At 73.3% G+C, this 25,613-nt stretch carries 22 protein-coding genes; 3 read left to right on the forward strand and 19 right to left on the reverse strand.

Annotation, left to right across the window (positions count from 1 at the left end):
• Positions 1–5: 5 nt before the first annotated feature.
• Both Q8R60_02270 and Q8R60_02275 read right to left on the reverse strand, forming a co-directional pair.
• A complete protein-coding gene (locus tag Q8R60_02270) occupies positions 6–1,187 on the reverse strand; it encodes a pyridoxal phosphate-dependent aminotransferase (GenBank protein ID MDP3711295.1) in 1,182 nt (393 codons plus the stop codon).
• A gap of 41 nt (positions 1,188–1,228) precedes the next feature.
• Positions 1,229–3,178 carry a SpoIIE family protein phosphatase gene (locus tag Q8R60_02275; GenBank protein ID MDP3711296.1) on the reverse strand — a complete coding sequence of 650 codons (1,950 nt, stop codon included), beginning with the start codon at positions 3,176–3,178 and terminating at the stop codon, positions 1,229–1,231.
• Between the two features lie 131 nt (positions 3,179–3,309).
• Here Q8R60_02275 and Q8R60_02280 point away from each other — a divergent pair, with 131 nt between their 5' ends.
• On the forward strand, positions 3,310–3,696 hold the full coding sequence (locus tag Q8R60_02280; GenBank protein ID MDP3711297.1) for a prepilin-type N-terminal cleavage/methylation domain-containing protein: 387 nt from the start codon (positions 3,310–3,312) through the stop codon (positions 3,694–3,696).
• A 9-nt stretch (positions 3,697–3,705) separates the two neighbouring features.
• Here Q8R60_02280 and Q8R60_02285 read toward each other — a convergent pair whose 3' ends face one another.
• The 10 genes from Q8R60_02285 to Q8R60_02330 all read right to left on the reverse strand — a co-directional run bounded on the left by Q8R60_02285 (position 3,706) and on the right by Q8R60_02330 (position 16,528).
• A complete protein-coding gene (locus Q8R60_02285) occupies positions 3,706–5,004 on the reverse strand; it encodes a M14 family metallocarboxypeptidase (protein MDP3711298.1) in 1,299 nt (432 codons plus the stop codon).
• A 43-nt stretch (positions 5,005–5,047) separates the two neighbouring features.
• Positions 5,048–6,601: a polyprenol phosphomannose-dependent alpha 1,6 mannosyltransferase MptB gene (gene mptB, locus Q8R60_02290; protein ID MDP3711299.1), complete on the reverse strand. Its 1,554-nt coding sequence runs from the start codon at positions 6,599–6,601 to the stop codon at positions 5,048–5,050.
• Between the two features lie 127 nt (positions 6,602–6,728).
• A complete protein-coding gene (locus tag Q8R60_02295) occupies positions 6,729–8,360 on the reverse strand; it encodes a hypothetical protein (protein MDP3711300.1) in 1,632 nt (543 codons plus the stop codon).
• Entirely contained in the window at positions 8,254–9,198 is a 945-nt protein-coding gene (locus Q8R60_02300; protein MDP3711301.1) for an alpha/beta hydrolase, read from the reverse strand. Before Q8R60_02300 ends, Q8R60_02295 begins: the two co-directional genes overlap by 107 nt.
• The gene (locus Q8R60_02305) at positions 9,195–12,197 is read right to left on the reverse strand and encodes a bifunctional [glutamine synthetase] adenylyltransferase/[glutamine synthetase]-adenylyl-L-tyrosine phosphorylase (GenBank protein ID MDP3711302.1); all 3,003 of its coding nucleotides are present in this window, start codon (positions 12,195–12,197) and stop codon (positions 9,195–9,197) included. The genes Q8R60_02300 and Q8R60_02305 overlap by 4 nt, the downstream gene beginning before the upstream one ends.
• 13 nt (positions 12,198–12,210) lie before the next feature.
• The gene (locus Q8R60_02310; protein ID MDP3711303.1) at positions 12,211–12,960 is read right to left on the reverse strand and encodes a type 1 glutamine amidotransferase; all 750 of its coding nucleotides are present in this window, start codon (positions 12,958–12,960) and stop codon (positions 12,211–12,213) included.
• On the reverse strand, positions 12,957–14,303 hold the full coding sequence (locus Q8R60_02315) for a glutamine synthetase family protein (protein ID MDP3711304.1): 1,347 nt from the start codon (positions 14,301–14,303) through the stop codon (positions 12,957–12,959). Before Q8R60_02315 ends, Q8R60_02310 begins: the two co-directional genes overlap by 4 nt.
• Positions 14,304–14,560: 257 nt before the next feature.
• Positions 14,561–15,376, reverse strand: coding sequence for a sulfite exporter TauE/SafE family protein (locus Q8R60_02320; GenBank protein ID MDP3711305.1), 816 nt, complete (start codon positions 15,374–15,376; stop codon positions 14,561–14,563).
• Between the two features lie 7 nt (positions 15,377–15,383).
• Positions 15,384–15,722: a rhodanese-like domain-containing protein gene (locus tag Q8R60_02325; GenBank protein ID MDP3711306.1), complete on the reverse strand. Its 339-nt coding sequence runs from the start codon at positions 15,720–15,722 to the stop codon at positions 15,384–15,386.
• Complete coding sequence (locus Q8R60_02330) at positions 15,719–16,528, reverse strand: GntR family transcriptional regulator (GenBank protein ID MDP3711307.1); 810 nt, start codon at positions 16,526–16,528, stop codon at positions 15,719–15,721. Before Q8R60_02330 ends, Q8R60_02325 begins: the two co-directional genes overlap by 4 nt.
• A 51-nt stretch (positions 16,529–16,579) precedes the next feature.
• On the opposite strand from Q8R60_02330, the gene Q8R60_02335 reads away from it, so the two are divergent.
• The gene (locus tag Q8R60_02335) at positions 16,580–17,926 is read left to right on the forward strand and encodes an MBL fold metallo-hydrolase (GenBank protein ID MDP3711308.1); all 1,347 of its coding nucleotides are present in this window, start codon (positions 16,580–16,582) and stop codon (positions 17,924–17,926) included.
• Between the two features lie 189 nt (positions 17,927–18,115).
• On the opposite strand, the gene Q8R60_02340 is transcribed toward Q8R60_02335, so the two are convergent.
• From Q8R60_02340 to Q8R60_02365, 6 genes are all read right to left on the reverse strand, one after another.
• Positions 18,116–18,382, reverse strand: a complete 267-nt coding sequence (locus tag Q8R60_02340; protein ID MDP3711309.1) for a metal-sensitive transcriptional regulator — start codon at positions 18,380–18,382, stop codon at positions 18,116–18,118.
• Positions 18,383–18,452: 70 nt separating this feature from the next.
• Complete coding sequence (locus Q8R60_02345) at positions 18,453–18,767, reverse strand: rhodanese-like domain-containing protein (GenBank protein MDP3711310.1); 315 nt, start codon at positions 18,765–18,767, stop codon at positions 18,453–18,455.
• Positions 18,768–18,817: 50 nt separating this feature from the next.
• Complete coding sequence (locus Q8R60_02350; GenBank protein ID MDP3711311.1) at positions 18,818–19,225, reverse strand: rhodanese-like domain-containing protein; 408 nt, start codon at positions 19,223–19,225, stop codon at positions 18,818–18,820.
• A 41-nt stretch (positions 19,226–19,266) separates the two neighbouring features.
• Positions 19,267–19,497, reverse strand: a complete 231-nt coding sequence (locus Q8R60_02355) for a DUF2892 domain-containing protein (protein ID MDP3711312.1) — start codon at positions 19,495–19,497, stop codon at positions 19,267–19,269.
• Positions 19,498–19,509: 12 nt separating this feature from the next.
• Positions 19,510–19,848 carry a hypothetical protein gene (locus Q8R60_02360; GenBank protein MDP3711313.1) on the reverse strand — a complete coding sequence of 113 codons (339 nt, stop codon included), beginning with the start codon at positions 19,846–19,848 and terminating at the stop codon, positions 19,510–19,512.
• Positions 19,845–21,398: an NAD(P)/FAD-dependent oxidoreductase gene (locus Q8R60_02365; protein MDP3711314.1), complete on the reverse strand. Its 1,554-nt coding sequence runs from the start codon at positions 21,396–21,398 to the stop codon at positions 19,845–19,847. Before Q8R60_02365 ends, Q8R60_02360 begins: the two co-directional genes overlap by 4 nt.
• A 98-nt stretch (positions 21,399–21,496) precedes the next feature.
• Here Q8R60_02365 and Q8R60_02370 point away from each other — a divergent pair, with 98 nt between their 5' ends.
• A complete protein-coding gene (locus tag Q8R60_02370; GenBank protein ID MDP3711315.1) occupies positions 21,497–23,656 on the forward strand; it encodes an MMPL family transporter in 2,160 nt (719 codons plus the stop codon).
• Positions 23,657–24,497: 841 nt separating this feature from the next.
• On the opposite strand, the gene Q8R60_02375 is transcribed toward Q8R60_02370, so the two are convergent.
• Positions 24,498–25,589 carry a hypothetical protein gene (locus Q8R60_02375; GenBank protein MDP3711316.1) on the reverse strand — a complete coding sequence of 364 codons (1,092 nt, stop codon included), beginning with the start codon at positions 25,587–25,589 and terminating at the stop codon, positions 24,498–24,500.
• Positions 25,590–25,613: the final 24 nt, after the last annotated feature.

Consider the following 25,613-nt stretch of genomic DNA (forward strand, 5'->3'; position numbering starts at 1 on the left):
CGCTGCTACGCCGAGCCCGACCAGGCCAGGTCCGCCGCGGCCAGCCGGTCGACAGCCTCGACCAGCACGCTGTCCTGCTTGCAGAACGCGAAGCGCACCAGCGTCGCGCCGACGTCGCTGTCGCAGAAGGCCTCGGTCGGGATGCAGACGACGCCGGCCCGCTCTGGCAGAGCCCGGGCGAAGTCGGTGCCGCTGCGCCAGCCCAGGGATGCGACGTCGGCCTGGAGGAAGTAGGTCGCGTCGGAACGCAGCACCTCGAGACCGCACGCCCGCAACCCGTCGGCGAGCAGGGTCCGTCGCTCCCCCAAGGAGGCGGCCAGGGCGGTGACCCACGCCTGCTCGTGCTCCAGCGCGTGGGCGACCGCCGACTGTGCGGCACCGTGCGCGACGAAGGTGAGGAACTGCTTCACGGTCTGGACCGCGCGCACCAGCTCGGCGGGGCCCGTGACCCACCCGGTCTTCCAGCCGGTGACCGAGTAGGTCTTCGCCGCTGACGAGATCGTCAGAGTCCGCTCGGCCATACCAGGCAGGGTGGCGATCGGGAGGTGGCGCAGCCCGTCGTACACGAGGTGCTCGTAGACCTCGTCGCTGAGCACCAGCAGGTCGTGCTCGATGCAGAACGCCGCGACGTCGCGCAGCTCTGTCTCGGTGAGGACGGTGCCACTCGGGTTGTGGGGGGTGTTGAGCAGGAGCAGTCGGGTGCGGTCGGTGAGGGCAGCCCGGAGGTCCGCCACGTCGAGGCGTAAGCCTGCACCGTCGCGGCGCAGCGGCACGGCTCGGCGGACGCCGCCGGCGAGGGCCACGGAGGCGGCGTAACTGTCGTAGTACGGCTCGACGAGGAGAACCTCGTCGCCCGGCTCGACGAGGGCGAGCACGCTGGCGGCGATCGCCTCGGTCGCACCGACGGTGACGAGCACCTGGCTGTCCGGGTCGAGCGTGATGCCGTAGTGGCGCTGCTGGTGGGAGGCGACGGCCTGTCGCAGGACGGGCAGTCCCGGGCCGGGTGGGTACTGGTTGAGGCCGGCCCGCAGGCCGCGGACGTGCTCCTCGACCATCGCTGCCGGTCCGTCGGTGTCGGGGAAGCCCTGCCCGAGGTTGACCGACCCGGTCCGCAGCGCGAGCGCCGACATCTCCGCGAAGACCGTCGTGCCGAAGCCCTGCATCCGGTGCACGAGCAGCCTTCTCATGGGCGCGAGCGTAGGGCCGTCCACCCGTCGTCGGGCGGCGGTCAGAGGTGGCTGAGCACGAGCAGCGCGACGTCGTCGGACCCCGCCGTGCGGCAGCCGAGCTCCTCGAGGACGTGGTCCGCCACCGCCTCCGGTGGCATCCGCAGCTCGGCGACGGCCTGACGCAGGCGCTCCAGCCCGGTCTCGATGCTCTCGTCGCGGCGCTCCACGAGCCCGTCGCTGAACAGCACGGTGGTCGACCCGGCCTCCAGCGCGCAGACAAGCTCGGCGTACTCCCCCGTCGCCACCCCGATCGGAGGTCCGGGCTCGAGGTCGAGGTAGCGGGGCTGCCCCACCACGGGAGCGACCAGCGGCGGTGGGTGACCCGCGGTGGCGCAGGTCAGCAGCCGCGTGGCCGGGTCGTAGGAGCACACGAGCAGGGTCGCGAGCTCGAGGTCCATCATCTGGTGGACCCCACGGGCGAGGCGCTCGAGCAGCGCACCCGGGCCATGCCCCTCGAGCGCGAGGGCGGCCCCGAGGCTGTGCAGCTGCCCGGCGCGGGCGGCCGACGCGGTGCCGTGGCCCATGACGTCGCCGAGCATGACGACCAGGCGACCCTCGACGCGCACGGTCTTGAAGAAGTCTCCGCCCGCCAGCGCGCCCGACGTCGCCGGGAGGTAGCGGGTGGCCACCACGACGTGGGGAACCGCCTGCGCCTCCTTGGGGAGCAGCGCGCTCTGCAGGACCCGCACCTCGCGCTCCAGGGCCTGCTCCGCGTCCTTGCGGTGCGTCACGTCTTGGAGGAAGAAGCTCATGCCCTGGGCGTCCGGCCAGACGTGCACCTCGAGCCACGCCCCACGCAGCCGCACCTCGACGGTGGTCGGCTGGCCCGTCGCGCGGGCCTGGCGGTAGGCCTCCTCCGCCTCGGTCCCGCTGGCCTCCGGGAAGGCCTCCCACAGCGGTCGGCCGATCAGCTCGTGGCGCCGTCGCCCGAAGGAGGCCTCGGCGCCGGCGTTGGCGTAGGTGAGCGACCAGTCGTGGTCGACGCGTACGAACGCCGCGGGCATCGTCTCGAGCAGCCGACTGAGCTCCTCGCTGAGCCCGCGCTCGGCGGAGCTGTCGTAGGCCGCACCCACGATCCGGGCCGCCTGACCGAGCAGCCCGGGGAGCACCCGACCACGGGCCTTGACCCAGCGGTGGCCGCCGCCGGGGAGCCGCACGCGGTAGTTGAGGACGAGGTCGCCGAGCGCCTCCACCGCGCTGTCGGTGGCCTGGCGCACGCCGGGGAGGTCCTCCGGGTGGACGACGGACTCGAAGGACGCGAGGTCGCCGGCGACGTCGGCCTCGGTGAGCCCGTGCAGCGCGCGCATCCGCGCGTCCCAGACGAGCAGGCCGGTGCCCAGGTCGTGGTCGAAGCTGCCGAGGTCGGCGGCCGCCGCGGCCAGCTCGAGCCGGATCGACGTCGAGGACCCCTCGTTGGAGCGGCTGCTGCTGTCGAGCTCGTCCGCCACCAGCTCGGCGATCGACAGCAGGCGCGCGACGTCACCGGCCAACCACTCCCGGGGCTCGCTGCCGTAGACGCACAGCGACCCGAGCACGTTGCCGGGCTGGTCGCACAGGAGCACCCCGAGGTACGACGACACCGCTCCCGTGGCCACCGGTGGCAGGTCGCTCACCCATGGGTGGGTCTGGGCGTCCTCGATGGCGAGCGGGGCCCCGAAGGCTGCCGTGACCGTGCACAGGCTCGCCTCGACCGGAGACCTCCGACCCGAGTCGTCCAGCTCCGCTCCGTGCAGGGCGGCCACGTGCTGCTCAGCCGCGCCCAGCAGGCTCACCTGCGCGTAGTCGGCGCCGAGCACCGCCGCCGCCAGCCGGGTGAGGTCCTGGACCCGCACCTGGCCCGGTGCATCGAGGACGATCCGCTCCACCGCATTCACCCGGGCGGGGTCCAGGAGCACCGAGAGGTCCGGTCGGTCACCCAGCGCTGCGGGCGGCCGGTCCGGGGGCGACATGGCGCTCACCCTAGGTGACGGGCCGACCCCTGATCCACCGCATGCTCACCCGGCACTGCTCCGTTCGGCCCCGTCAAGATGGTCACGACGTGCCATGGATCGATCACGCTCGGTGACTGCATCGTGGTGGCATGCGCAGGACGACCCGAGAACGAGACCGCGGCTTCACGCTGGTCGAGCTGCTCACCGTCGTCGTGGTGCTGGGGGTACTGGCCGCCATCGCGCTCCCGCAGTTCCTCGGGCAGAAGAACCGCGCGTTCCGGGCCGCGATGACCTCCGACCTGCGGATGGTCGTGCTGGCCCAGTCGACGCTCGCGACCGACGGGCTGGGTCCGACGACCGACGTCGGCGTGCTGCAGGCCAACGGCTACCGCCAGACCGACGGCGTCAGCCTGCCGCTCGTGGCGACCAGCGGCCGCACCTACGTCGCCTGCGTCACCCACGCCTCCGTCGGCAGCTGGCTCACCTACGACGCCGCGAGCGGCGAGTGGAGCGACGAGGACAGCGCCTGCGCGTGAGCGCCACGGTCAGACCGGCGTGCCCTCCGCGATGTGGCGGCGACCACGGGCGTCGAGCAGCAGCGGGATGACCGGCTCGGCGGCCTGGCCCATCTCGATGCGCACCGACGACCCCGACGGCTTGGTGCGGATGCCGTGCAATCTGAGTACGTCGGCGATCTCGGCCACCTCGCCCTTGGACATGACGTACGCCGAGGGCGGTGGGTCGACGACCTGCCCGGCGGTCGGCGGCGTGTTGTCGGCGCCCCCGAAGTAGACCGGCGCCGAGCGCTTCGCGCCCTCGCTCTTCTTGCGGCCCGGCGCGCCCTCGGTGACGAAGCGGGCGATCGCGCCCTGGTCGCGCATGAAGCGCAGGGTGTCGCGGGTGACCTGGGTCTGCGAGGCGACCCGGCGCAGGTTGAGCGTCGGCTCGCTCATGACCTCCCCGGGCCCGTTGCGCGGGTCGGCCGACACCGCGGACTCCACCAGGATGCCCAGGGCGTGGCGCAGCCCGACGGCGTTGCGGCAGATCCCCTCGTCCTCGTCACCGGCGGTCTGGGTGACCTCCTGCGGTCCGACCTTGTAGAGGCCGTACTCGTCGGCGGTGTAGCCGGCCGCGATCGCGCCCTTGCCGATGTACTCCTTGGCCAGGGTGCGTGACAGGTCGCGCACGCCCGCGTCGACGTTGAGGTTGCGTGGCCAGAGGTAGAGGATCTCGTCGTCGTAGAGGACCGGCACCGACGGGCCGTACTCGTGCAGGTCGAGCACCACGTCGGGGCCGAGGTCGCGCAGGACCGCGGCGATGGCGCGGCTCTCCGCGACCGACAGCGTCAGGTGGTCGCGGTTGATGTCGACGCCCTCGGAGTTCTCCCGGGTGTTGGCCGCGCGGCCGTCGGGGTTGGCGCTCGGCACGACGAGCACGGTCTGCTCGGCGAGCTGCGACAGCAGCACCTTGTCGTCGGTGAAGGCGAGGTCACGCAGCAGGGCGAGACCGGTCTCGCGACCGGCCGGCTCGTTGCCGTGCTGGCTGCCGACGAACATCGACGTCGGCTTCTTCGTCGAGCCGGGCTTGGGGTTGCCGAGGGTCACGAGGTGCAGCGGCCTGCCCTCGGCGGTTGTGCCGATGACCTCGAGCCGCACCCGCTTCGACTTCTTCGCGACCTCCTTGAGGAAGGCCACCTCCTCGTCGTGCGTCGTCCACGAGGCGCCACCGCGCTTCTCGAACCCGGTCCGGGGCGCGGACGCAGGGACACCCGCGAGCGAGCTCGAGGCGGCTGCGGGGACGACGAGGGCACTGCCCGCGAGGGCGAGGAACTGGCGGCGGTCCATGCCTGCACACTTCGCCGCGCGCGCCGTGCCTCCTGCCGGGAGATCAGGCGGGCAGCGTCACAGGGACAGTGACGGTCGCGGGCGCCTCGTCGCGGCGCTTCACGACCGCGATGGCCAGCAGCGCCAGGGCCGCGACCGCGAGGTCGAAGGGGTACTCGGGCCGCAGCACCTCGCTGCCGCCGGGCCGGACGAGGACGGCCAGCACCAGGGTCGTCCACACCATCGCGGTCGTCGTGCGCACCCCCGCGCCACCGACGGCGACGAGGGCGAGACCGGGCAGGAGGTACCACGGGTGGAAGACCGGCCCGAGGACCGCCACGGCCACCATCGCGAGGCCGCAGCGCAGCAGGACCTGGTCGGCGCTGACGACGCGGCGCAGCAGCAGCAGGACGCACAGCCACGCGGCCAGCGCGAGGGCCGCGAGATGGACCAACGACTCGGCCCGGTCACCGGCGCGCAGCCCACCGACCCAGGCCGCGACCTCGCCGACGGGGGTGCCGATCATGCTGGTCACCGAGAGCCGCGAGCCGTGCGAGGTCGACTCGCCGATCGCGGTCAGCCAGGTGAAGCCGTAGCCCGACAGCACCGACAGAGCGGTGAGCACCGACGTGCCCACCGCACCGACGGCGACGAAGGCGCCGAGCAGGGTGCGGACGTGACCGGGGGCGTGGCGGGTGGCGTGACCAGGGGCGTCGGCCTGGCGGCGGTGCAGGACCCACAGCACCGCGACGAAGGGCAGTGCCACGACCGCAGTGACCTTGACCGCCGCGGCCAGCGCGATCACCCCGGCGCCGAGCAGCGGGTGGCGACCGAGGGCCAGCGCGAAGCCGGCCAGGACGAGCGGGACGATGAGGACCTCGTTGTGCAGCCCGCCGAGCAGGTGCACGAGCACGAGGGGGTTGAGCAGCGCGAGCCAGGTCGCGCGCGCCGGGTCGACCCCGACGCTGCGCGCAAGCCGCCGCACCAGCACGGCCAGGGCCACGAGCGAGACCACGGCCAGCAGGCGCATCACCGCGACGCCGACGAGCACCCCGCCGCCGCTGACCCGGCTGACCTCCTCGGCGATGATGAGGAAGCCGGGGCCGTAGGGAGCGGGGGTCAGCCACCAGGTGGTGCTGACGGCGTCGAGCAGCGGACCGGGGAGGTAGGCCGGACCCTGCGTGTAGGGGTCGAGGCCGGACAGCGCGAGCTGCCCCTGCGCGAGGTAGCTGTAGACGTCGCGGCTGGCGAGCGGCAGACCGACGAGCAGCGGTGCGCCCCACAGCGCCCCGACCCGCCACAGCCAGGCGGTGGGCGGCGCGTCGTGCGGCGTCATCCGCCGGCCGAGCCGCAGCCAGGCGGTCACGAGGACGACGATCCCGACGTAGAACACGACGGTCGACAGCGTGCGACCAGGGTGGGTCATGCGCAGCCAGCCGAGCACCGGCACGTCGTCGAGCGGGCCCGGCGCGCGGTAGGGACCGCGGGCCCAGGAGGCGAGCGACAGCAGCACGGTGCCGAGCAGCCCCAGGCGTATGACGGGGTCGGTGCGCAGTCGGGCCGGGCGCAACGCGAGGCGCTCGACGTCGACGGCGGCAGAGGGACTGGCGGCGGTCACGGGGCACCTCCTCGCGGGCAGACAGACGGTCAGGACACGGGCACATGCCCGTCGAGTGTCCCCCAGCCCACCCCGCACCGTCTGCGGCCGCGACCGGTGACCTCGCTCACCCGGTACGGACCTGGGATCAGGGGCAGGCGGCGTCGGCGCGCAACCGGAGCCGGCTGGCGATCCGGTACGTGCCCGTCTGGGCGGCGTCGAACCTCGTCCAGCGCCCCTTGGGCGCGAGGCAGCCGTCGCCTCCCTCGAGGGTGAGCCACCGGCTGTGCTGGACCTTCACGTCGTAGCTGCCCGGCGCCTCGACCCGCACCGTCACGCCGGTGCTGTCGAGCGAGACGACCGTGGCGGTGCTCACCGACGGGCGGCCCGCGACCTCGTAGAGCACCCAGTCGGCGTTGCGCCACACCTCGGTGAGGTAGGGCAGCCCGGCGCGCACGAGCGCCGCCTCCGCGCGCCCGACCCAGGACGGCTCGACCCCGGCGACCGCGACGTGCTGCACGCCGTTGTCCTCGAGCCACACGCGGTAGGTGGTCGCGTCGAGGGTCCCGTCGAAGAACAGCGGGTGCCGCTCGGTGTCGGCCTGCCGCAGCCAGCCGCGCGCGAGCGGCTGCGACAGCGCGACGTGGACCGCCTCCCAGTAGTGCCGGGTCGGGGGGATCTCGAGCCGCCCGGTCGGCGCTCGGCGGTCCAGCTCGGCGACGAGCGGCGCGCTGTAGGCGGCCTGCGCGATGGGGCTGCCCCGCGTCTCGTAGTCGCCGCGGATCACCGGCGGTTGGTAGGCCGTGAGCAGCACCGCCGCGACGGTCGCGACGGTCAGGCCGCGTCGGCTGGTCGCGAGCACGACCGGCACGGCGAAGACCACGGCGAGCCGGGTGGCGTTGAGCCCGACGGGGGTGTGCACGGCGTACGCCGCGAGGTTGCCCGCGAGGCTGAGCAGCGCGCCGGCGCGGACGACCCGGTGGCGGGTCAGCAGGGCCGCCCCTGCCGACAGGACCATCGCGTGCGAGGCGTCGCGCCAGCTCATGGTGTTGTAGCCGCCCTGCCCGAACAGCCCGGCGGTGACCACGAGCGGCAGCGCCGCCGCCGCTCCGAGCCACAGGCCCTCTCGGCGCTTGCCCGTCAGCAGCAGGGCCGCGCCGGCCAGCCCGACGAACAGCCCGGCGACCGGGCTGGCGGCGCTGGACAGCACCGCCAGGACGACGGCGGCGCGGGTCCACTCGCGGGCCAGCGCCGCGAGAGCGCCGAGGCCGATCGCCAGCCCGACGGCGTAGGTGATGCGCCCGCTGACGAGGTTGCCGTGGACGAACAGGGTGCCGACGACCGCACCGGTCACCGGCCTGCGGACGCGGGTGCGGGCCAGCAGCGCGGCGAAGAGCACCGAGGCGGCGGCGGAGGCGAGCACACCGGTCGGGCGGGCACCGAGCAGCGCGGTCAGGTGCTGCGCACCCAGGCTGTAGCCGAGCTGCTGCGTCCCGGCGTACCAGCGGAAGTCCACCGGGGCGAGCCCGCCGACCTCGGCGAAGTCGGCGCGCGCGACTGCGGCCGACAGGTCGGTGCCCATCGGGTCGGCGAGCAGGTAGAGGCTACCGAGCAGGGCCGACAGCAGTCCCGCGAGCAGGACCGCCAGCCGGACCGGGCCGGTGCCCGCGGTCTCAGGCAGCGGGCTTCTTCCGCGGGGCGCGCGGCGCCCTCGTCGACGTGGACGCCTTCGGGGCGGGGGTGGGCGCGCCCTCGGCCGCGGGCCCGCCCGCGGGGTCACCGAGGAAGTCGAGCAACGTCGAGGCGACGACCTCGGGGGCCTCCTCCACGACGAAGTGGCCGGCGCCGGGGATCGTCACGACGACGCACTCGGGGCCGAGGTCGCGGGCGATCCCCTCGGCGACGGAGACCGGCAGGACGGGATCGGCTGAGCCCCAGACGACGAGGGTGCGCTCGGCGGTGACCCGCGGGGGACCGGCGGGCGTGGGCTGTCCCGGCAGCATCGCCCTGAGCCTGGGCCGGGCGGCGCCGCGGTAGTAGCCGAGCATCGCGCTGACCCGGGCCGGGTCGGTGTAGGCCGCGTGGTACTCCGCGCGGCGGTCCGGGTCGAGCTGGTGCCCGGCCTTCCAGCCGATCGACAGCATCGCGTCGACGATGTGGCGGCCACCGGCGCGGAAGGCCAGCTCGGGCAGCACCGGCAGCGCGAGCAGCGGGATGTGGGCGGCGCGCAGCAGCGGCACCTCGCGGTAGGGCGCGTTGAGGACGGCGAGGCGGCGGACCAGCTCCGGGTGCGCGCCCGCGAGACCGAGGGCGAGCGAGCCGCCCCAGTCGTGGCCGACGACGTCGATCGGACCGCTGGTCTCGGCGGTGACGAGCGCGGCCAGCTGCGCGACGACCGAGGCCGGGTCGTAGGGGCCGGTGTAGGCCGAGCCGCCGAGGCCGGGCAGGTCGGGTGCGAGGACGCGGCGACCCGTGGCGGCGATGCGGGGCGCGAGCTCGCTCCACATGGAGGACGTCTCGGGCACGCCGTGCAGCAGGAGCACCGGACGACCGGGGCCCTCGTGCTCGCGCACGAGGAAGCGGGTGTCGGCGACCGTGACGGTGCGGGTCCGGCTCATGCGTAGAACACCCTCTCGACGACCGCGCGAGCCCGTCGGGTCGCACGGCGGTAGTCGTCCAGGAAGTCGCCCTGGGCCCCGGCAGGGTAGCCGAGCGCCCGGGCCACCCCGGCGAGCTCGCGACCGCTCGACGGCAGGGCGGTGGCGGGCCTCCCGCGGACCAGCACGAGGGCGTCGCGGACCCGCGTCGTGAGCCGCCACGCGGTGCTCAGGACCTCGCCGTCGTCCGGGTCGAGCAGCCCGGCGTCGACGGCCGCGGCAAGGGCCGGGAGCGTCGACGTCGTACGCAGCCCCTCGACCTCGAAGGCGTGCTGGAGCTGCAGCAGCTGCACGGTCCACTCGACGTCGGCGAGGCCGCCGTGACCGAGCTTGAGCTGCAGCGAGCGGTCCGCGCCGCGCGGCACCCGCTCGGCCTCGACGCGCGCCTTGATCCGGCGTACCTCGAGCACGTGCTCGGCGGGCAGGCCGCCCTGCGGCCACCGGACCGGTTCCACGTCGGCGAGGAAGCGCTCGGTCACCCCCGGGTCACCGGCGAGCGGCGCGGCGCGCAGCAGGGCCTGCGACTCCCAGACGTGCGACCAGCGGGCGTAGTAGGCGGCGTAGGACTCGACGCTGCGGGTGAGCGGGCCCTGCTTGCCCTCCGGCCGCAGGTCGGCGTCGATGGCGAGCGGCGGGTCGGGGGCGGGCAGCGCGAGCAGCCGCCGGGTCTCGTTGGCGACGTCGTGGGCGAGCGCGGCGGCCTCGGACTCCGGCGTGCCGGGGTCGGCGGCGTGGACGAAGAGCACGTCCGCGTCGGAGCCGTAGCCCTGCTCGTCACCGCCGAGCCGCCCCATCGCGACGACGGCGAGCCGCACCGGCAGCGGCCCGCGTCGCTCGGCCTCCACCTTGCGGGTGGCGACGTCGAGCGCCGCTGCGACCGTCGCAGCGGCGACGCCGGACAACGCCGGACCCGGGTCGTCGAGCAGCCCGAGCAGCTGCGCGCACGCCGTCCGCAGGAGCTCCTGACGGCGCAGGCCGCGCACCGCGGCGACCGCCGACTCCCAGTCGTCGCGACGGCGCACCACGGCGAGGAAGGACGCCGTGAGCTGGTCGCGGTCGCGGGGCACCAGTGCCGTGTCGTCAGCGAGGATCCGCACCGCCTCGGGCGCGCGGGCGAGCAGGTCGGCGACGTAGCGGGAGCCGGCCAGCAGCCGGGCCAGCCGCTCGGCGGCCTCGCCCTCGTCGCGCAGCAGCCGGAGGTACCACGGGGTCGAGCCGAGGGCGTCGGAGACCTGCCGGAACGACAGCAGGCCCGCGTCGGGGTCGGCGGCGCCGGCGAACCAGCCGAGCATCGCCGGCAGCAGCGTCTGCTGGATGGCCGCGCGCCGCGAGACCCCCTCGGTGAGCGCCTCGAGGTGGCGCAGCGCGACCGCCGGCTCGGCGAAGCCCAGCGCCTCGAGCCGCGCCTTCGCCTGCGCCGGCTCGAGCCGCACGTCGTCGGCGGGCAGCCGCGCGACCGCCGACAGCAGCGGCCGGTAGAAGAGCTTCTCGTGCAGCCGCCGGACCTCGCGGGTGAAGCCGGCCCGCTCGCGACGGAAGGTCGTCAGCGCGTCACCGCGGTAGCCGACCGCGCGGGCCAGTCGGCGCAGCGCCGCGTCGTCGTCGGGCGCGGGCAGCAGGTGGGTCCGGCGCAGCCGCTCGAGCTGCAGGCGGTGCTCGACGGTGCGCAGCCAGCGGTAGGCCTCGGCAAGGTGACGGGCGTCCTCGCGTCCGACGTAGCCACCCGCCGCGAGCTGGTCGAGCGCGGTGAGCGTCGTGCCGCTGCGCACCGTCTCGTCGCCGCGACCGTGCACGAGCTGCAGCAGCTGCACCGCGAACTCGATGTCGCGCAGCCCACCGGGTCCGAGCTTGACCTCGCGGTCGGCGCGGTCGCCCGGCAGGGTGCTCTCGACCCGCCGCCGCATCGCCTGCACGTCCTCGACGAAGCCGTCGCGCTCCCCTGCCCGCCAGACCATCGGCGCAACCGCGTCGACGTAGTCCCGGCCGAGCTGCAGGTCGCCGGCGACCGGTCGCGCCTTGAGCAGCGCCTGGAACTCCCAGGTCCTGGCCCACCGCCGGTAGTAGGCCTCGTGACTCGCGAGCGTCCGCACCAGCGGTCCGGCCTTGCCCTCGGGTCGCAGCGCCGCGTCGACCGGCCAGGCCGCCTCGCCGCAGACCCGCATCATCGCACTGGCGAGCTGGGTCGCGGTCCGGAGCGCCGCTTGCTCGTCGACGCCCTCCATCGGCTCGGCCACGAAGACGACGTCGACGTCGCTCACGTAGTTGAGCTCGCGGCCCCCGCACTTGCCCATGCCGACGACGGCAAGCCGGCAGCCGGCAGCGTCCTGCGGCAGCTCGGCGAGGGCGACCGCGAGCCCGGCCGACAAGGTCGCGGCCGCGAGGTCGGCCAGCTCCCCCGCGACGTCCTCGACGGCGACCGCACCGGACAGGTCGCGAGCAGCCAGCCCGAGCAGGCAACGGCGGTACGCCGTGCGCAGGGCACCCACCGCTGCTCGGCCGGTGAGCCGGGCGCGGGCGCCGCCGGACCCCCACGGCAGGGCGTCACCGAGAGGGGCACCCACCGCGGCGAGCAGCTGGCTCTGCAGGCCGTAGAGGCTCGGGCGTGACGACGACGCCTCGTCGTCGACGAGCACCTGCCAGTCGGCGGGGTGACCGACCAGGTGGTCGCCGAGGGCCGCGCTCGCGCCGAGGACGGCGAGCAGCCGCAGCCGCAGCCCCTCCTGCTCGCGCACGGCCCGCAGCAGCGCGGCGCGGTCCGGCACCGCCACCGCCAGCCGGGCCAGCGCAGCGACGGTGAGGTCCGGGTCGGCGGTGTCGGCGAGGGCAGTCAGCACCACGTCGTCGGCGGCAGCGTCGTCCCAGAGCCCGAGCTCCTCGAGCGCTGCCCGCGACCCCACGACGTCGGAGAAGCCCAGCCGGGCCAGCGACGGCCCCGTCTCCCGCTGACCTGGTCCGGTCATGAGCTGCAGCTGGCTAGGCGTCGACGACGGGCAGGAGGCGGCGGGGTGGGGAGGCGGGGTGCTCGGCGAGGCGGGCCCAGCGCTGCACGGCCGGCCGCCAGACCTCCTCGACCTCCTCGAGCGCGGCCACGGCCCGCTCGACGACGTCGTCACCGGACAGCCCGAGCAGGTCGAGCTCCTCACCGCTGCGTGCCGCCCACGTCTCGAGGTGCTCGCGGGTCGGCTCGGGGTGGAACTGCACGCCGTAGGCGCGGTCGCCGACCCGGAAGGCCTGCACCGGGTAGCGCGGCGATCCGGCCAGCAGCAGCGCGCCCGGCGGCAGGTCGACGACCCCGTCGGAGTGCCACTGCACGACGGTCGGGGTGAAGGGCACCGGACCGAAGACCGGGTCGTCGGCCGCGGCGTCGCGCTTGGCGACGAGCCGCGCGCCGAGCTCGGGTGCCTCACCGCGGGCCACCCGGCCGCCGGTCGCCTCGGCGAGCAGCTGGTGACCCAGGCAGACCCCGAGGACGGGCGCGCCCGCCGCGACGGCCGAACGGAGCAGGTCCTTGGTCGCGCGCAACCACGGCGCGGAGCTGTCGTCGTACGCCTGCTGGGGTCCTCCCATGACCACGAGCGCGTCGTGGTCGCCCAGGTCGGCAGGGACCTCGTCGCCGGCCCACGGCTCGCAGAGCACGAGCTCCATGCCGGCCTCGGGCAGCCACTCCCCCAGCCGCCCGACGGTCTCCGAGGCGGAGTGGGTGACGACGAGCGCGCTCGTCACAGGACCGGGAGGTAGCGGCCGAGCTCGAACGGCGTGACCTGACTGCGGTAGTCGCGCCACTCCTCGCGCTTGTTGCGCAGGAAGAAGTCGAAGACGTGCTCACCGAGGGTCTCGGCGACCAGCTCGCTCGACTCCATCACCGTGATCGCCTCGGCGAGCGAGGTCGGCAGCGGGGCCATCCCCATCGCGCGGCGCTCGCCGTCGGTCAGCGACCAGACGTCGTCCTCCGCGCCCGGCGGCAGCGGGTAGCCCTCCTCGATGCCCTTGAGACCGGCGGCGAGCAGCACTGCGAAGCACAGGTAGGGGTTGGTCGCGCTGTCCGGGCTGCGGATCTCGATGCGGGTGCTGTTGCCCTTGGTGGGCTTGTACATCGGGACCCGGACGAGGGCACTGCGGTTGTTGGAACCCCAGCAGACGTACGGCGGAGCCTCGCCCCCGGAGATGAGGCGCTTGTAGGAGTTGACCCACTGGTTGGTGACGGCCGTGATCTCGGCGGCGTGGCGGAGCAGGCCGGCGATGAAGTGCTTGGCGACCTTCGACAGGTGCAGCGGGTCGGACCCGTCGTAGAAGGCGTTCTGGTCGCCCTCGAAGAGGCTGAGGTGGGTGTGCATGCCGCTGCCAGGCTGGTCGCTGAAGGGCTTGGGCATGAAGGTGGCGTAGACGCCCTGGGTGAGCGCCACCTCCTTGATGACGTGGCGGGTCGTGAGGATGTTGTCGGCGGTCGACAGCGCGTCGGCGTAGCGCAGGTCGATCTCCTGCTGACCGGGCGCGACCTCGTGGTGGCTGAACTCCACCGAGATGCCCATCCGCTCGAGCATCGTGATCGCGTCGCGGCGGAAGTCCTGGCTGACGCCGTGGGGGGTGAGGTCGAAGTAGCCACCGGCGTCGACCGGGACCGGCAGCTCCCCCGGGCCGGGCTGGCCCTTGAGCAGGAAGAACTCGATCTCGGGGTGGGTGTAGAAGGTGAAGCCGGCGTCGGCGGCCTTCGCCAGCGCCCGGCGCAGGACGTGGCGCGGGTCGGCCCACGACGGCGTGCCGTCAGGCATCGTGATGTCGCAGAACATCCGGGCGGTGCCCGGGCCGTCGACGCCCTCGCCGCGCCACGGCAGGACCTGGAAGGTCGCCGGGTCGGGCTTGGCGAGCATGTCGCTCTCGTGGACGCGGGCGAAGCCCTCGATGGCGCTGCCGTCGAAGCCGATGCCCTCGGCGAAGGCGCCCTCGAGCTCGGCCGGCGCGATGGCGACCGACTTCAGCGTCCCGAGCACGTCGGTGAACCACAGCCGGATGAAGCGGATGTCGCGCTCCTCGAGCGTGCGGAGCACGAACTCCTGCTGCTTGTCCACGTCACTCGTTTCCGCAGGTCAGGGCCATGATCAGTGTTCTCCAGTCCGCAGACAGTCCGCAACTCCGTCGCACCCGGCGACACCTCATTGTGTCCTGTCCACCCCCGGACTCCGGTAGGCAGCACCGACGTGGGCCGCTGCACAGCCGGGACCGACGACGGAAACGCAGGCGCCGAGGCCACCTGTCCGCAGTTCTGCTCGTCCACGGCGACGGCCAGACGACCGCGACCAGGCAGCATGCGGCTCGGGCCACCTGCTCAGACGAGCGCCGGGACGGCCTTGATGGCCACGTAGGCCGCGACGACCACGAGGAGGGCCGCGAACGACCGGGTCAGGGTGATGGCACGGAGACGATCGGCGACCCGCTTGCCTGCCAGGGAGCCGGCGATGGCGGCGAGCGTGAAGGGGACGATGACGCTCCACGCGAAGCTGCCGTGACCTGCTCTCGCTACCAGCGCCACCGCGGAGTTGACGGCGATGACCAGCAGTGACGTGCCCACGGCGGAGGGCATCGGCATGTGCAGGAGCACGACGAGCACGGGAACGACGACGAAGCCTCCGCCGACGCCGAGGAAGCCGTTGAGGAAACCGATGCCCAGGCCAGCGGCGGCCAGGCGCCAGGCGAGGTCGGTGCGGCTCCTCTCGGCCGCGACCTCGGCGGTTGTGGCTCCTGGCGCCGGCTCCCGCGGCGAGTCCGCTCCCCCCGCCCGCACCACGGCCCGAGCTCGGGCGAGCATCCCGCTCGCGGCCAGCAGCATCACGACGGCGAAGCAGAGCAGTAGCGCGTCAGGGTCCACGGCGCGGTTCAGCTGGGTGCCGAGCACCGCGGCCGGGACGCCGAGCAGCGCGAGCAGGACACCCGACCCCCAGCGCGTCTGACCCGAGCGCGCATGGCTGACGCTGCCGGTCGCCGCCGTCATCCCGACAATCACTAGGCTGGCCGTGGTCGCCTCCTGGGCCGACAGACCGAGGGCGTAGACGAGCGCGGGGACGGTGAGGATCGAGCCGCCGCCGCCGAGGGCTCCCAGGGCCAGACCGATGAGCAGCCCGAGAGCAACAGCGGCCAGGATCACGGGTCGATCACGCGATCTCGCCTGGGCTGCCGTCGTCGCGGACCACCGGTAGGCCAGCCGCGGCCCAGGCCGTCATCCCGCCTGCCATGTTCGACACCCGGAGCCCGGCCTGTGCCAGCTGCGCAGCCGCCTTCCCGGAGCGGTTGCCCGAACGGCAGACCGCGACGACCGGTCGGTCACCCGGCACGTCGTCGGCGCGCAGCGAGCTCAGCCGGGCGTGGATCGCTCCGGGCGCACGGCCCGCCGCCCACTCCTCGTCCTCGCGCACGTCGACGAGCAGGACGAGCCCGGCTGCGGCGGCGTCGGCGGCCTGCTGCACGGACACCTCGGGGTCGGGTCCTGTCATGTCTGGCTCCTCTCCGGCCCGACGGGCGACCGCCCGCCCTGAGCGTCGGCAGACAGCTGGACGCTGCGGCCGTCGAACTGCGCGGTGACGGCGAAGCGATCACCGCGCACGATCGTGCGCCGGTGCTCGACCGGCCGACCGTCCAGGCATCCGGTGCGCTCGACGGCCAGCAGGGCGACGCCAGCGGGGATGTGCAGCAGGGCGCGCTCGCCTCGCAGTGGAAGCACGGCGCGCACCTGCTCGCGGCCCCCGGTCAACCGCAGCCCACAGTGCTCGAGCAGCTCGGTGTAGAGGGCGGTGTGCGTGAAGTCCACCGTCAGCAGGGGGTGGGCGAGGTCGGCTGGTAGCCACACCCGGTCGAGAGCGAGCGGCTCCCCGGCGGCGAGGCGCACCCGCTCGAGGTAGACCAGGGGCGCCGACTCCTCGAGCAGCAGCCGCGTCGCGACGACCCCGTCGCGTCGCAGGTCCAGCGCGCGCACGATCGAGCGCTGCTCCAGGCCGGCGCTCTCGACGGCCGCGAACAGCGAGCTCAGCGCGCCCAGCTGTTGCTCGACCTCGACCGGGCCGAGGCGGGGCTTGCGACCGCGAGCGGCGGTGACCCTGCCTTCGGCGCGCAGGTGCCGCAGGGCTTCTCGGACGGTGTGTCGGCTGACGGCGTACTCCTGCGCCAGTGCCAGCTCGCCAGGGAAGCCCTCCGCGAACTCGCCACCGGCGAGCCGGACCCGCAGGTCTGCGAGCAACTGCGCCCACAGCGGCGACCCCGAGGCGCGTGCCAGCGGCCGCCGGCCTTGCCTTGTCGCCTCCATCGGCATAATGTACGTACATTAGCCGGTGGGGGCAAGCACGAGGAGAGCACAGTGCGCGTCGACATCCTGGAGACCAGCCACCTCGGTGACCGGAGCTACGTCGTCTCCGACGGCAGCGTGGCCCTCGTCGTGGACCCGCAGCGCGACCTCGACCGCGTCGAGGCACTCCTCGCGGAGCTGGGCGTCGAGGTGCGCATGGTGGTGGAGACCCACCTGCACAACGACTACGTGACCGGGGGCCATGCGCTCGCGCGCCGCACGGGCGCGACGTACGTCGTGGCTGGTCGCGACGAGGTCGCCTTCGAGCGCTGCGCCGCCCACGACGGCGACGAGCTCACCGTCGGCGAGCTGACCGTCCGGGTCATCGAGACCCCGGGGCACACCGACACGCACCTGGCCTACGTCGTCACCGACCACACCGGCGGTGCGCCGGCGGTCTTCAGCGGCGGTTCCCTGCTCTACGGCAGCGTCGGGCGCACCGACCTGCTCGGCACGGATCGCACCGACGACCTGACGCGCAAGCAGTGGCGCTCGGCGCGACGGCTCGCGAAGGCCCTGCCGGACGACGCCGCGCTATTCCCGACGCACGGCTTCGGGTCCTTCTGCTCCTCAGGCGGCGCGAGCGGTGGGAGCGACAGCACGATCGGCCAGGAGAAGCGCCGCAACGACGCCCTCACCGAGGACGACGAGCAGTCCTTCGTCGACAAGCTCGTCGCCGGGCTAACGAGCTACCCCGCCTACTACGCGCACATGGGTGCGCTTAACGCGCAGGGCCCGGACGAGCCCGACCTGACGCCCGTGCGCACCCTGGACCCCTCGGAGCTCGCTGCCCGGATCCGCACCGGCGAGTGGGTCGTGGACCTGCGTGACCGGAAGGCGTACGCCGGACAGCACCTGGCAGGAACCGTCTCCATCGGGATCGGCACGCAGTTCTCGACCTACGCCGGTTGGGTCATCCCGTGGGGTTCGCCGATCACCGTGATCGGTGAGAGCCCGTCGCAGGTCGCTCAGGCACAGCGGCAGCTGGTGCGCATCGGCATCGATCACCTGGCTGGCAGCGCGACCGGCGAGCTGATCAGCCTGGCACCCGACGTGCCCGTGCGTTCCTACCAGCAGGCGACCTTCGCGGATATGCCTGACGTGGCGCACGTCCTGGACGTGCGCCGCGACGACGAGGTCAAGGACGGTCACATCCGGGGCGCGAAGCACATCCCCCTGCACAGCCTGGTCGACCGGCTCCACGAGGTGCCGAGGGGCAAGGTCTGGGTGCACTGCGCCAGCGGCTACCGGGCGAGCATCGCGGCAAGCATCCTCGACCGTGCGGGTCACGAGGTGGTGCACCTCGACGACGACTTCGACAACGCCGAGAAGGCCGGTCTGCAGGTCGTGCGGCCATGACGGTGGTCGCGGATCTGGGTGACGGGAGCGCATCTGCGTCGGCAGACGAGGACACGCGCGGTGCAGGACGAGCGGGGCTCGCTGCCCTTGCTCGGGATGGCGACGTTGGGAAGCAGCGCCGTCTTCGTGGCGTGGCGTGGCGTGGACGAGCCTGACCTGCTTCGCCTGCTGAGGGAGAGAGCCGCCGGCTCAGGCCAGTGAGAGGAAGAGCTTCTCGAGCTTGGCCGTGTCGATGGCGGCGGCCGCCGCGTCGTCCTGGCTCAGGCACTGCCGCAGACCACTGGCGACGATGCTGAACCCCGCCTTGTCCAGCGCCCGCGAGACCGCTGCCAACTGAGTGACGACGTCTTCGCAGTCCCTGCCCGCCTCGAGCATGCGGATGACGCCCGCGATCTGACCCTCCGCCCGCCGGAGCCGGTTCACCGCGAGCTTGATCGCATCGTCTTCGAGCTGCATCGTGCCTCCTCATCCCTCCGTCACACGGTGGTGACGTGTCCAACGGCGCACCCTCGCGCCCTTCTCGCGGTCAGTCGCGACTGCTCTCCATCTCACCGCCGGCCTCTCTCCACGCCGTCGTCCCACCCACCACGGAGCGGACATCGTGGCCGGCGGCACCGAGCAGCTCCGCTGCCTGGCTGCTGCGGCCGCCGCCCTGGCAGACCAGATACACCGTCTGATCCGTGGGGACCTCGTGGGTGCGGGTCGGCAGCTCGCTGAGCGGGAGGGACCGCGCGCCGGCCACGTGCCCTGCGGCGTGCTCCTCAGACTCCCGCACGTCGATGACGACGGCGCCCTCGGTGCGGGCCCGCTTGAGCTGGTCGATGGTGGCTTCCGTGGTCATGGCATCTCCTCAGGTCTTTCCGGTAAGGTACCCGTAGGGGTATAGGGCTGTCAGATGTCCTGGGTCGGGAGGGCCAGGGTGACCCAGTCGTGCAGGCCACCGCGGTAGTACGCCAGCGCGGTCGCCGGGAAGCCGGCCTCGAGCAGCTGACGGATGGCGTCGGGGGACTGCGGGCACTGCGGGCCTTTGCAGAACAGCACCGACAGTCCCCGTCGATCAAGCTCTCCCTGCTGTGCGATCACCTGGTCGTGCGGGACGTTGATCGCACCAGGCAGCGTCCGACCGCCGAACGAGCCGACCGTACGACTGTCAACGAGGGCGGCGCCCTGCTCCTGCAGCGCCAGCAGCTCCAGCTCCCCCACGGTCCGCACCCCCGGCGCCACCTCCATGGGCTGCAGCTCGCCCCACGTCGTGTCGACGGCCACGAGGTCGCTCTCAACCTCCAGCGGCCAGGGCACGCTTCGAGGGTCCTGCTCCCGGGCGCGCTCCGCCCGGCCTGTTATCGAGCCCGCCGGTGCTGCCGGAAGGCCTCGCCCCGCAGCGGCCCGTGGACCAGCGGGCCGAGCACGCACACGTCGGCGGCGCCGGCCACGAGAGGGATCCCCCCGGCCGCAGCCAGCACCTTGCCCTTCGTGTCCCCTCGACGCAACCCCGTCGTGATGATGCCGATGCCTGCGGCGATGCGCAGCACCCGCCCTGGTTGGCTTCCGATGACGTCGATCGGCTTCATGGTCGATCCCTCTCAGTCGCAGATCCGTCGGCGGACGACGACGTACGCCGCCAGCCCCGTGCTGAACAGCGCCCACCACGCCGGTTCGGCGATCTCCAGCGGCCACTGGGGGTCGAGCAGCAGCACGGCGCCGATGAGTCCGAGGCACACGGCGGCTTCGTGTCGCACCCTCGCTCCGGCAGCCGTCCCGACCATCCCGAGCAGCAGGAAGCCGGACAGGTCGCCCACCACTCCCCTGGCGAGGTAGGGGAACCCGCCGGTGCCGTAAGCCGTGCTGGAGACGACCGCGGCGACGCCGGTGCTGACGAACTCCGCCTTGGACAGCGCGACGCTGCGGGTCGTCACCTTCACGGCTGCACCTTGAGCAGCTCGAGTGCAGCGGCCTTGCCACTGCTGCCCGCTATCCCGCCGACCGGCGCGGTCGAGGCGCCACAGGTGTAGAGACCGGCGACGCCCGGAACGGTGTGCCCGGAGAGCCGGCGGGTGGGCCGCATGAACGCCAGCTGGTCGAGGCTGATGTCGAGCTGCATGGGGTGCGCACCGGGCCAGCGCAGCTCCTGCGCCATGAACGTCGGGGTGCGGATGTGCCGGCCCGTGATGCTGGCGGTGAAGCCCGGTGCGTGCGCCTCGACCTGCGCGACCATCGCGTCGGCGAACGCCTCCTGCTGGTCCTCCCAGCCGCCCTCGACGTCGTACGGCGCGCAGGGGCAGGCGAGGTACACGGTGTGCGTGCCCGCCGGGGCGAGCGAGTCGTCGTAGACCGACGGGGTGAAGCAGTACGTCGACACCGGGTCCGGGAGCCGTCTGCCCTCGGCGGACAGGAACCCGTGCCGCAGCTCGTCGAGGGTGTCGACGTGGGACTGCAGGCCGTTCCAGTCACCGGGCCGGGCGTTCGGATATGGCGGGAGCTTGTCGGTCGCCAGGTGCACCAGCATCTGCACGGCGTTGCCGCGGTGCGCGGCTCTCAGCTCGACGCCGTCCCGGCCGGCCAGCGGCGGATCCAGCAGGCCGAGCAGCGCGGTCTGCACGTCGACCGCCGTGACGACTGCGGAGGCCTCGATCCGCTCGCCGCCCTCGAGGACGACGGCCTTCGCCGTCCCGCCTCGGGCATCGATCCGCTCCACCACGGCCCCGGTCCGGACGCCGCCGCCCCATCCCTCGAGCCGGCGGATCAGGGCGGAGGCCAGCGACTGCGAGCCGCCGAGCGGGTGCCACTGCCCGAACAGGTGGTACGCCGCCTGCCAGAAGACGAAGAACGACCCGCCCGTGGCGTGCGGCCCGGCCGAGGAGTGACTGGCGAACGATGCGATGGGCGCGCGGGTCAGGTCGCTCGGCAGGGCGGTCTCCAGAAGCGTGCCGTAGGGCGCGATGAGGTCGTGCACCATCCCGAACGGGCCCCCGGCGCGCTTGACCCCCTGCAGCAGCGGGCCGATCTTGCTGGCGACTGCCTTGAGCACCCCGCCCGGCGTCGACCCGCTTTCCAGGCCGGTGACGGCCGTCTTCACCAGCGGGATCGCCCGGTGCATGAAGGCGCGGTAGGCCTCCGCGTCGGCGCGGCTGTGCTCGGCGATCGACGCGACCGTCTGCTCGAGGTCGCGGTGGAACCGCACCACCCTGCCGTCGCGGAAGAGCCCCGTGGCGAAGGGGTCCATCGGCACGTACTCCAGGCCTGCCCCGGCGAGGTCGAGCTCCGCGGGGATGCGGGTCATGTTGATGATGTTGTGGGCAGCGGCGTGGGTGTTGAACAGGTAGCCGGGGATCGTCTCGTCCGTGCGCGATCCCCCACCCGGCTTGTCGGCTGCCTCCAGCACCAGGACGTCCTTGCCGGCCTTGGCCAGGTAGCACGCTGCGACGAGGCCGTTGTGCCCGCCACCCACCACGACGACCGGTGCGACAGGCATCACGCGTCTCCTCTTGATACCCCGGGGGGTACCTGTGTAGTGTTGGCCTGGATCACGACATACCCCCGTGGGTGTGTCTGACACGAGCGAGGAGCGACATGAGCATCAGCACCGACGGGCCCGACACCTCGACATCTCCTGTCTCCGCGGACCCGCCACGGCACGGGCCGCTCGGCAGGCTTGGTCTCTGGACCGCAGGGCACTTCCGACTGCTGCTCGTCGTCTGGGCCGTCGTTGCGATCGGGCTGGGCGCCTTCGCACCAAAGGTCGAAGGGGCACTGGCCGGAGCCGGTTGGGAGGCCTCGGGGTCCGAGTCGGTGCAGGCCCGCGACCTGGTGCAGCAGCAGTTCGGAGGCCTGTCGAGCGCGGCGCTGCAGGTCGTCGTACGGGCCGACGACGGTCTGGCCGACGGTCGCGGTGCCGACGTCGTCCGCGAGGCCACGGCGCTGCTGCAGGCCGACGACCGGCTGTCCACGATCGTGCCGCCCACGGCGGGGCTGTCGATCTCAGAGGACGGCCGGACCGGCGTGCTGCAGGCCGGTGCCGCCAGCACGAACATGAACGAGATGGTCCGCGCCGCGGACGACCTCAAGGAGCCGCTGCGCGAGCTGGGCGGCGACGGCGTCACCGTCGCTCTGACCGGCTCGTCCGGGCTGTGGAGCGACTTCAACGAGGCCAACCTGGAGGCGATGCTCAAGAGCGAGCTGCTCAGCTGGCCCGTGACGCTCACGATCATGGTGCTGGCGTTCGGCTCCCTCGTCGCCGCAGGGCTGCCCCTGATGCTGACCGTCCTCGGTCTGGTCTCCGCTGCCGGGACGCTCTGGATCGGCGCGCAGTTCGCCGACATCAGCATCTGGGCGCTGAACTTCGCGCTGATGTTCGCGCTCGCACTCGGCATCGACTACGCGCTGTTCCTCGTCGTGCGCTTCCGGGCCGCGCGAGCGAGCGGGCTCAGCTCGGCGGAGGCCGCCGCCGTCACGATGGACACCGCCGGCAAGGCGGTCCTGTTCTCCGGGATCACCGTGCTGATCTCGCTGTCCGCGGTGCTGCTCGTGCCGTCGCCCGCCTTCCGTTCGATGGCGCTCGGCATCATGATCTCGGTCGTCTTCATCCTGGCCGCCACCCTGACGCTGCTGCCTGCCGTGCTGGCCCGCCTCGGTGACCGGGTCAACGGGCTGTCCATCCCCGGCATCTCAGCTGGCGAGCACCGGTCCGCGCGGTTCGCCGCATGGGGCGAGCGCCTCTGGCGCCGCCCGGTCGCCTACGGCAGCGTCGCCCTGGTTGCGCTCGTGGCACTGGCCGTGCCCGTGTTCGGCCTGCAGACCGGTATGCCCAGCATCAAGGTCGTCCCCAGCGAGAACAGCAGCCGGGTCGGCTACGACCTGGTCCAACAGGCCTTCGGCCCCGGGGCGCCCGGCACCCTGCAGGTGGTCACGACCTCGGCGCAGGCCGCCGCCGTCAGCCGCGCCGCCGAGGCCGACCCCGGTGTCGCACGGGTCTTCCCGGCGATGCCCGGCGCCGACGGCGCCACCTCACTCGTCCAGGTGGTCCCGGCGAGCGACCCGTCGGCCACGGCCACCGGGGACACCATCGACCGACTGCGCGGCGCACTGCCCGCCGGAACGCTGGTCGGCGGTACCGCCGCGGAGAACCACGACCTCGAGCAGGTGCTGAACGACAAGACCCCGCTCGTCGTGGCGATCGTGCTGGTCCTCGGGTTCGCGCTGCTGCTCGTGGCACTGCAAGCCCCGCTGCTGGCGGCCATGGGGGTGCTGACCAACCTGCTGGCCACCGGAGCCGCGTTCGGCGCCGCGAAGCTGGTGTTCCAAGACGGCATCGGGTCGGGGCTCTTCGGCTTCGAGAGCCAGGGGTTCCTGGACGCCTGGGCACCGGTGTTCTTCTTCGCCATGATCTTCGCGATCGGCATGGACTACACCGTCTTCCTGCTCGCCAGCGCGAAAGAGCACTGGGAGAAGTCCGGAGATCCCAAGGAGGCCATGGTCGGGGGGATCGCGCACTCCGGCCGGGTCATCTTCGCGGCCGCCGGTGTGATGGTGGCGGTGTTCTTCACCTTCGCCCTCTCCGGTCCGCTGCCACCCAAGGAGATGGGCGTCGTGCTCGGCATCGCCGTCCTGCTCGACGCCGCCCTCGTCCGCTTGCTCCTGCTCCCAGTCCTGATGCGGCTCACCGGTCGGGCCGCGTGGGCCTGCCCGGGCTGGTTGCGTCGCGTCCTGCCCGACATCCGCTTCAGCCACTGACATCCAGAGGAGTACCACCGTGTGCAGATCAGCGACCTGCCAGCAGTGCGGCAAGGCCACGTGGGCCGGCTGCGGCCAGCACGTCGACAGCGTGATGAGGTCGGTGCCATCAGGCCAGCGCTGCACCTGCCCCCGGGAGAAGCCAGCCATCCCGACGCGCTGGTGGAGCTTGCGCCGCCGGTGAGCCGCGCGGCTTGCTAGAAGGGGACGCGGGCGTGGTGCGTGTCCAGCAGGAAGTCGCACCATCCACCGAGGCGGGCGCACAGCCGACGCCTCCAGCTCACCGGGCTCGGCGAGTGTTCCTCGTGCGCAGCAGGGTGGAGCAGGTCGTTCGTCACGTGGACGTCCTCAGTCGACGGTCTGTGTCCGGGCGGCAACGGTCAGCGAGCGGGCTAACGCGGTGTCAGGCGGGACAGAGGCAGTCGTCGACTGCGGTGAGCGAGGTCGCAAGGAGGCAGCGACAGAACAGCGCGCTCCCCTGCCGGCTCTCTCTCACGCGGTTATCGTCGCATGGCGTTACCGGCGACTCCACGTGACGCCGGGTCTGCGCAAGCCGAGCGTGCTCCGTGCCGGCGGCGTCCCGGTAGCGCGCCCGCCAGCGGCCATTGTCGCGGCGAGTCACCGAGGACACGCACCTGCCCGCAGACAGTCCGCAGCACCGACGAGACGGGGCGACTTCAGCCGACACCCTGCGCGACTCCCATGCACACAACGTTCGTGTCCGAATCCCGATCTGCGTGCCTGTGAGGCAGCCCGACGACACGCTCGGCCTCGTCCGGCTGCGTGTCCACCCTGTCAGCGCTGTGTCACGGCGGCATGACGGGCTCGCCGGTCAGGCCGGTCAGGCGGCCGAGAGGGCTGACACCACACCGGCCCGCAGCGTCGCGGCGTCGAGCTCGGCGAACGGACCGGTGGCGTAGGGGATCGACCAGACGTGCAGCATCTCGCCGGTCGTGCCGACCGCGGAGCCCGCGGGGCAGCCGCCACCGGGGAGCTGGGTGATGGCGATGCCGCGGGTCGCGTCGAGGCACAGGTCGTCGTGGGCGTGCCAGCTGGTGAGGGACCCGCCCGGCTGCGGCGGGGTCTGGCCCTTCGGCGTGATGTACATGCCACCGACCAGCATCCGGCGGCCGTCGGGCAGGACGACGTAGAGCAGGCTCTCGACCTTCTGCGGGTCGAGCAGCCGCCCGTCGGCCTGGTAGCCGGGGTGGGCGTAGTGCAGGAGCTTGCCGTCCGCGTCGTGCACGACCCGGTAGCCGGCGGCCTCGGCGGCGGCCACGTCGGCGTAGCGGACCAGACCGGCGACCGTGGCTGCGCGCAGCCGCTCGGCCGCCACCTGCTGCTCCGCGGTCGGCGGCGTCGTGTCGGCGGGGTGCCCGTGGGTCCCCTGCGGCTGGGCCCCCTGCGGCTGGGTCCCCGCCGGGGCGGCAGCGAGGTGGGCCCTGCCCTCGTGACCGGCGTCGCGCCCGGCGTCGACGGCGTGCCCACCGCCCCCGAGGACGAGCAGGCTCGTGGTGGACCCGACGACGAGCACTCCGGCGGCGGGCAGCAGCAGCCGCGGGACCCGCCAGGCGCCGAGGGCCAGTGGCACGGCGAGCACGACGAGGAGCTCGAGACCGGAAGCGAGCAGCCCGGCGGCGGTCTGCGCCTCAGGCTCTCCTGCCGAGGGACCGAGCGGCCAACCGACAACGGAGACGGCGGCGTAGGCCAGGACCAGCACTCCCGACGCCGCAGCGCCGACGAGCAGCAGCAGCCGGCTCGGGCGGATGACCACGGCGGCCGCCCACCCCAGCTGGGCCCAGGCCGTCAGGGCCATAGCGAGCCCCATCGTCCAGTGGTGGTCGGCGTGCTCCGGCGCGACCGCGACGTGCACGACCCCCGCACCCACGGCGAGGCTCGCGAGGGCGGCGCGCATCCGCGGGTCGAGGTCCACGACTCACTGTCTCCCGGCTCGGCG

The sequence above is a fragment of the Mycobacteriales bacterium genome (assembly GCA_030697205.1).
Classification (GTDB): Bacteria; Actinomycetota; Actinomycetes; order Mycobacteriales; family SCTD01; genus JAUYQP01.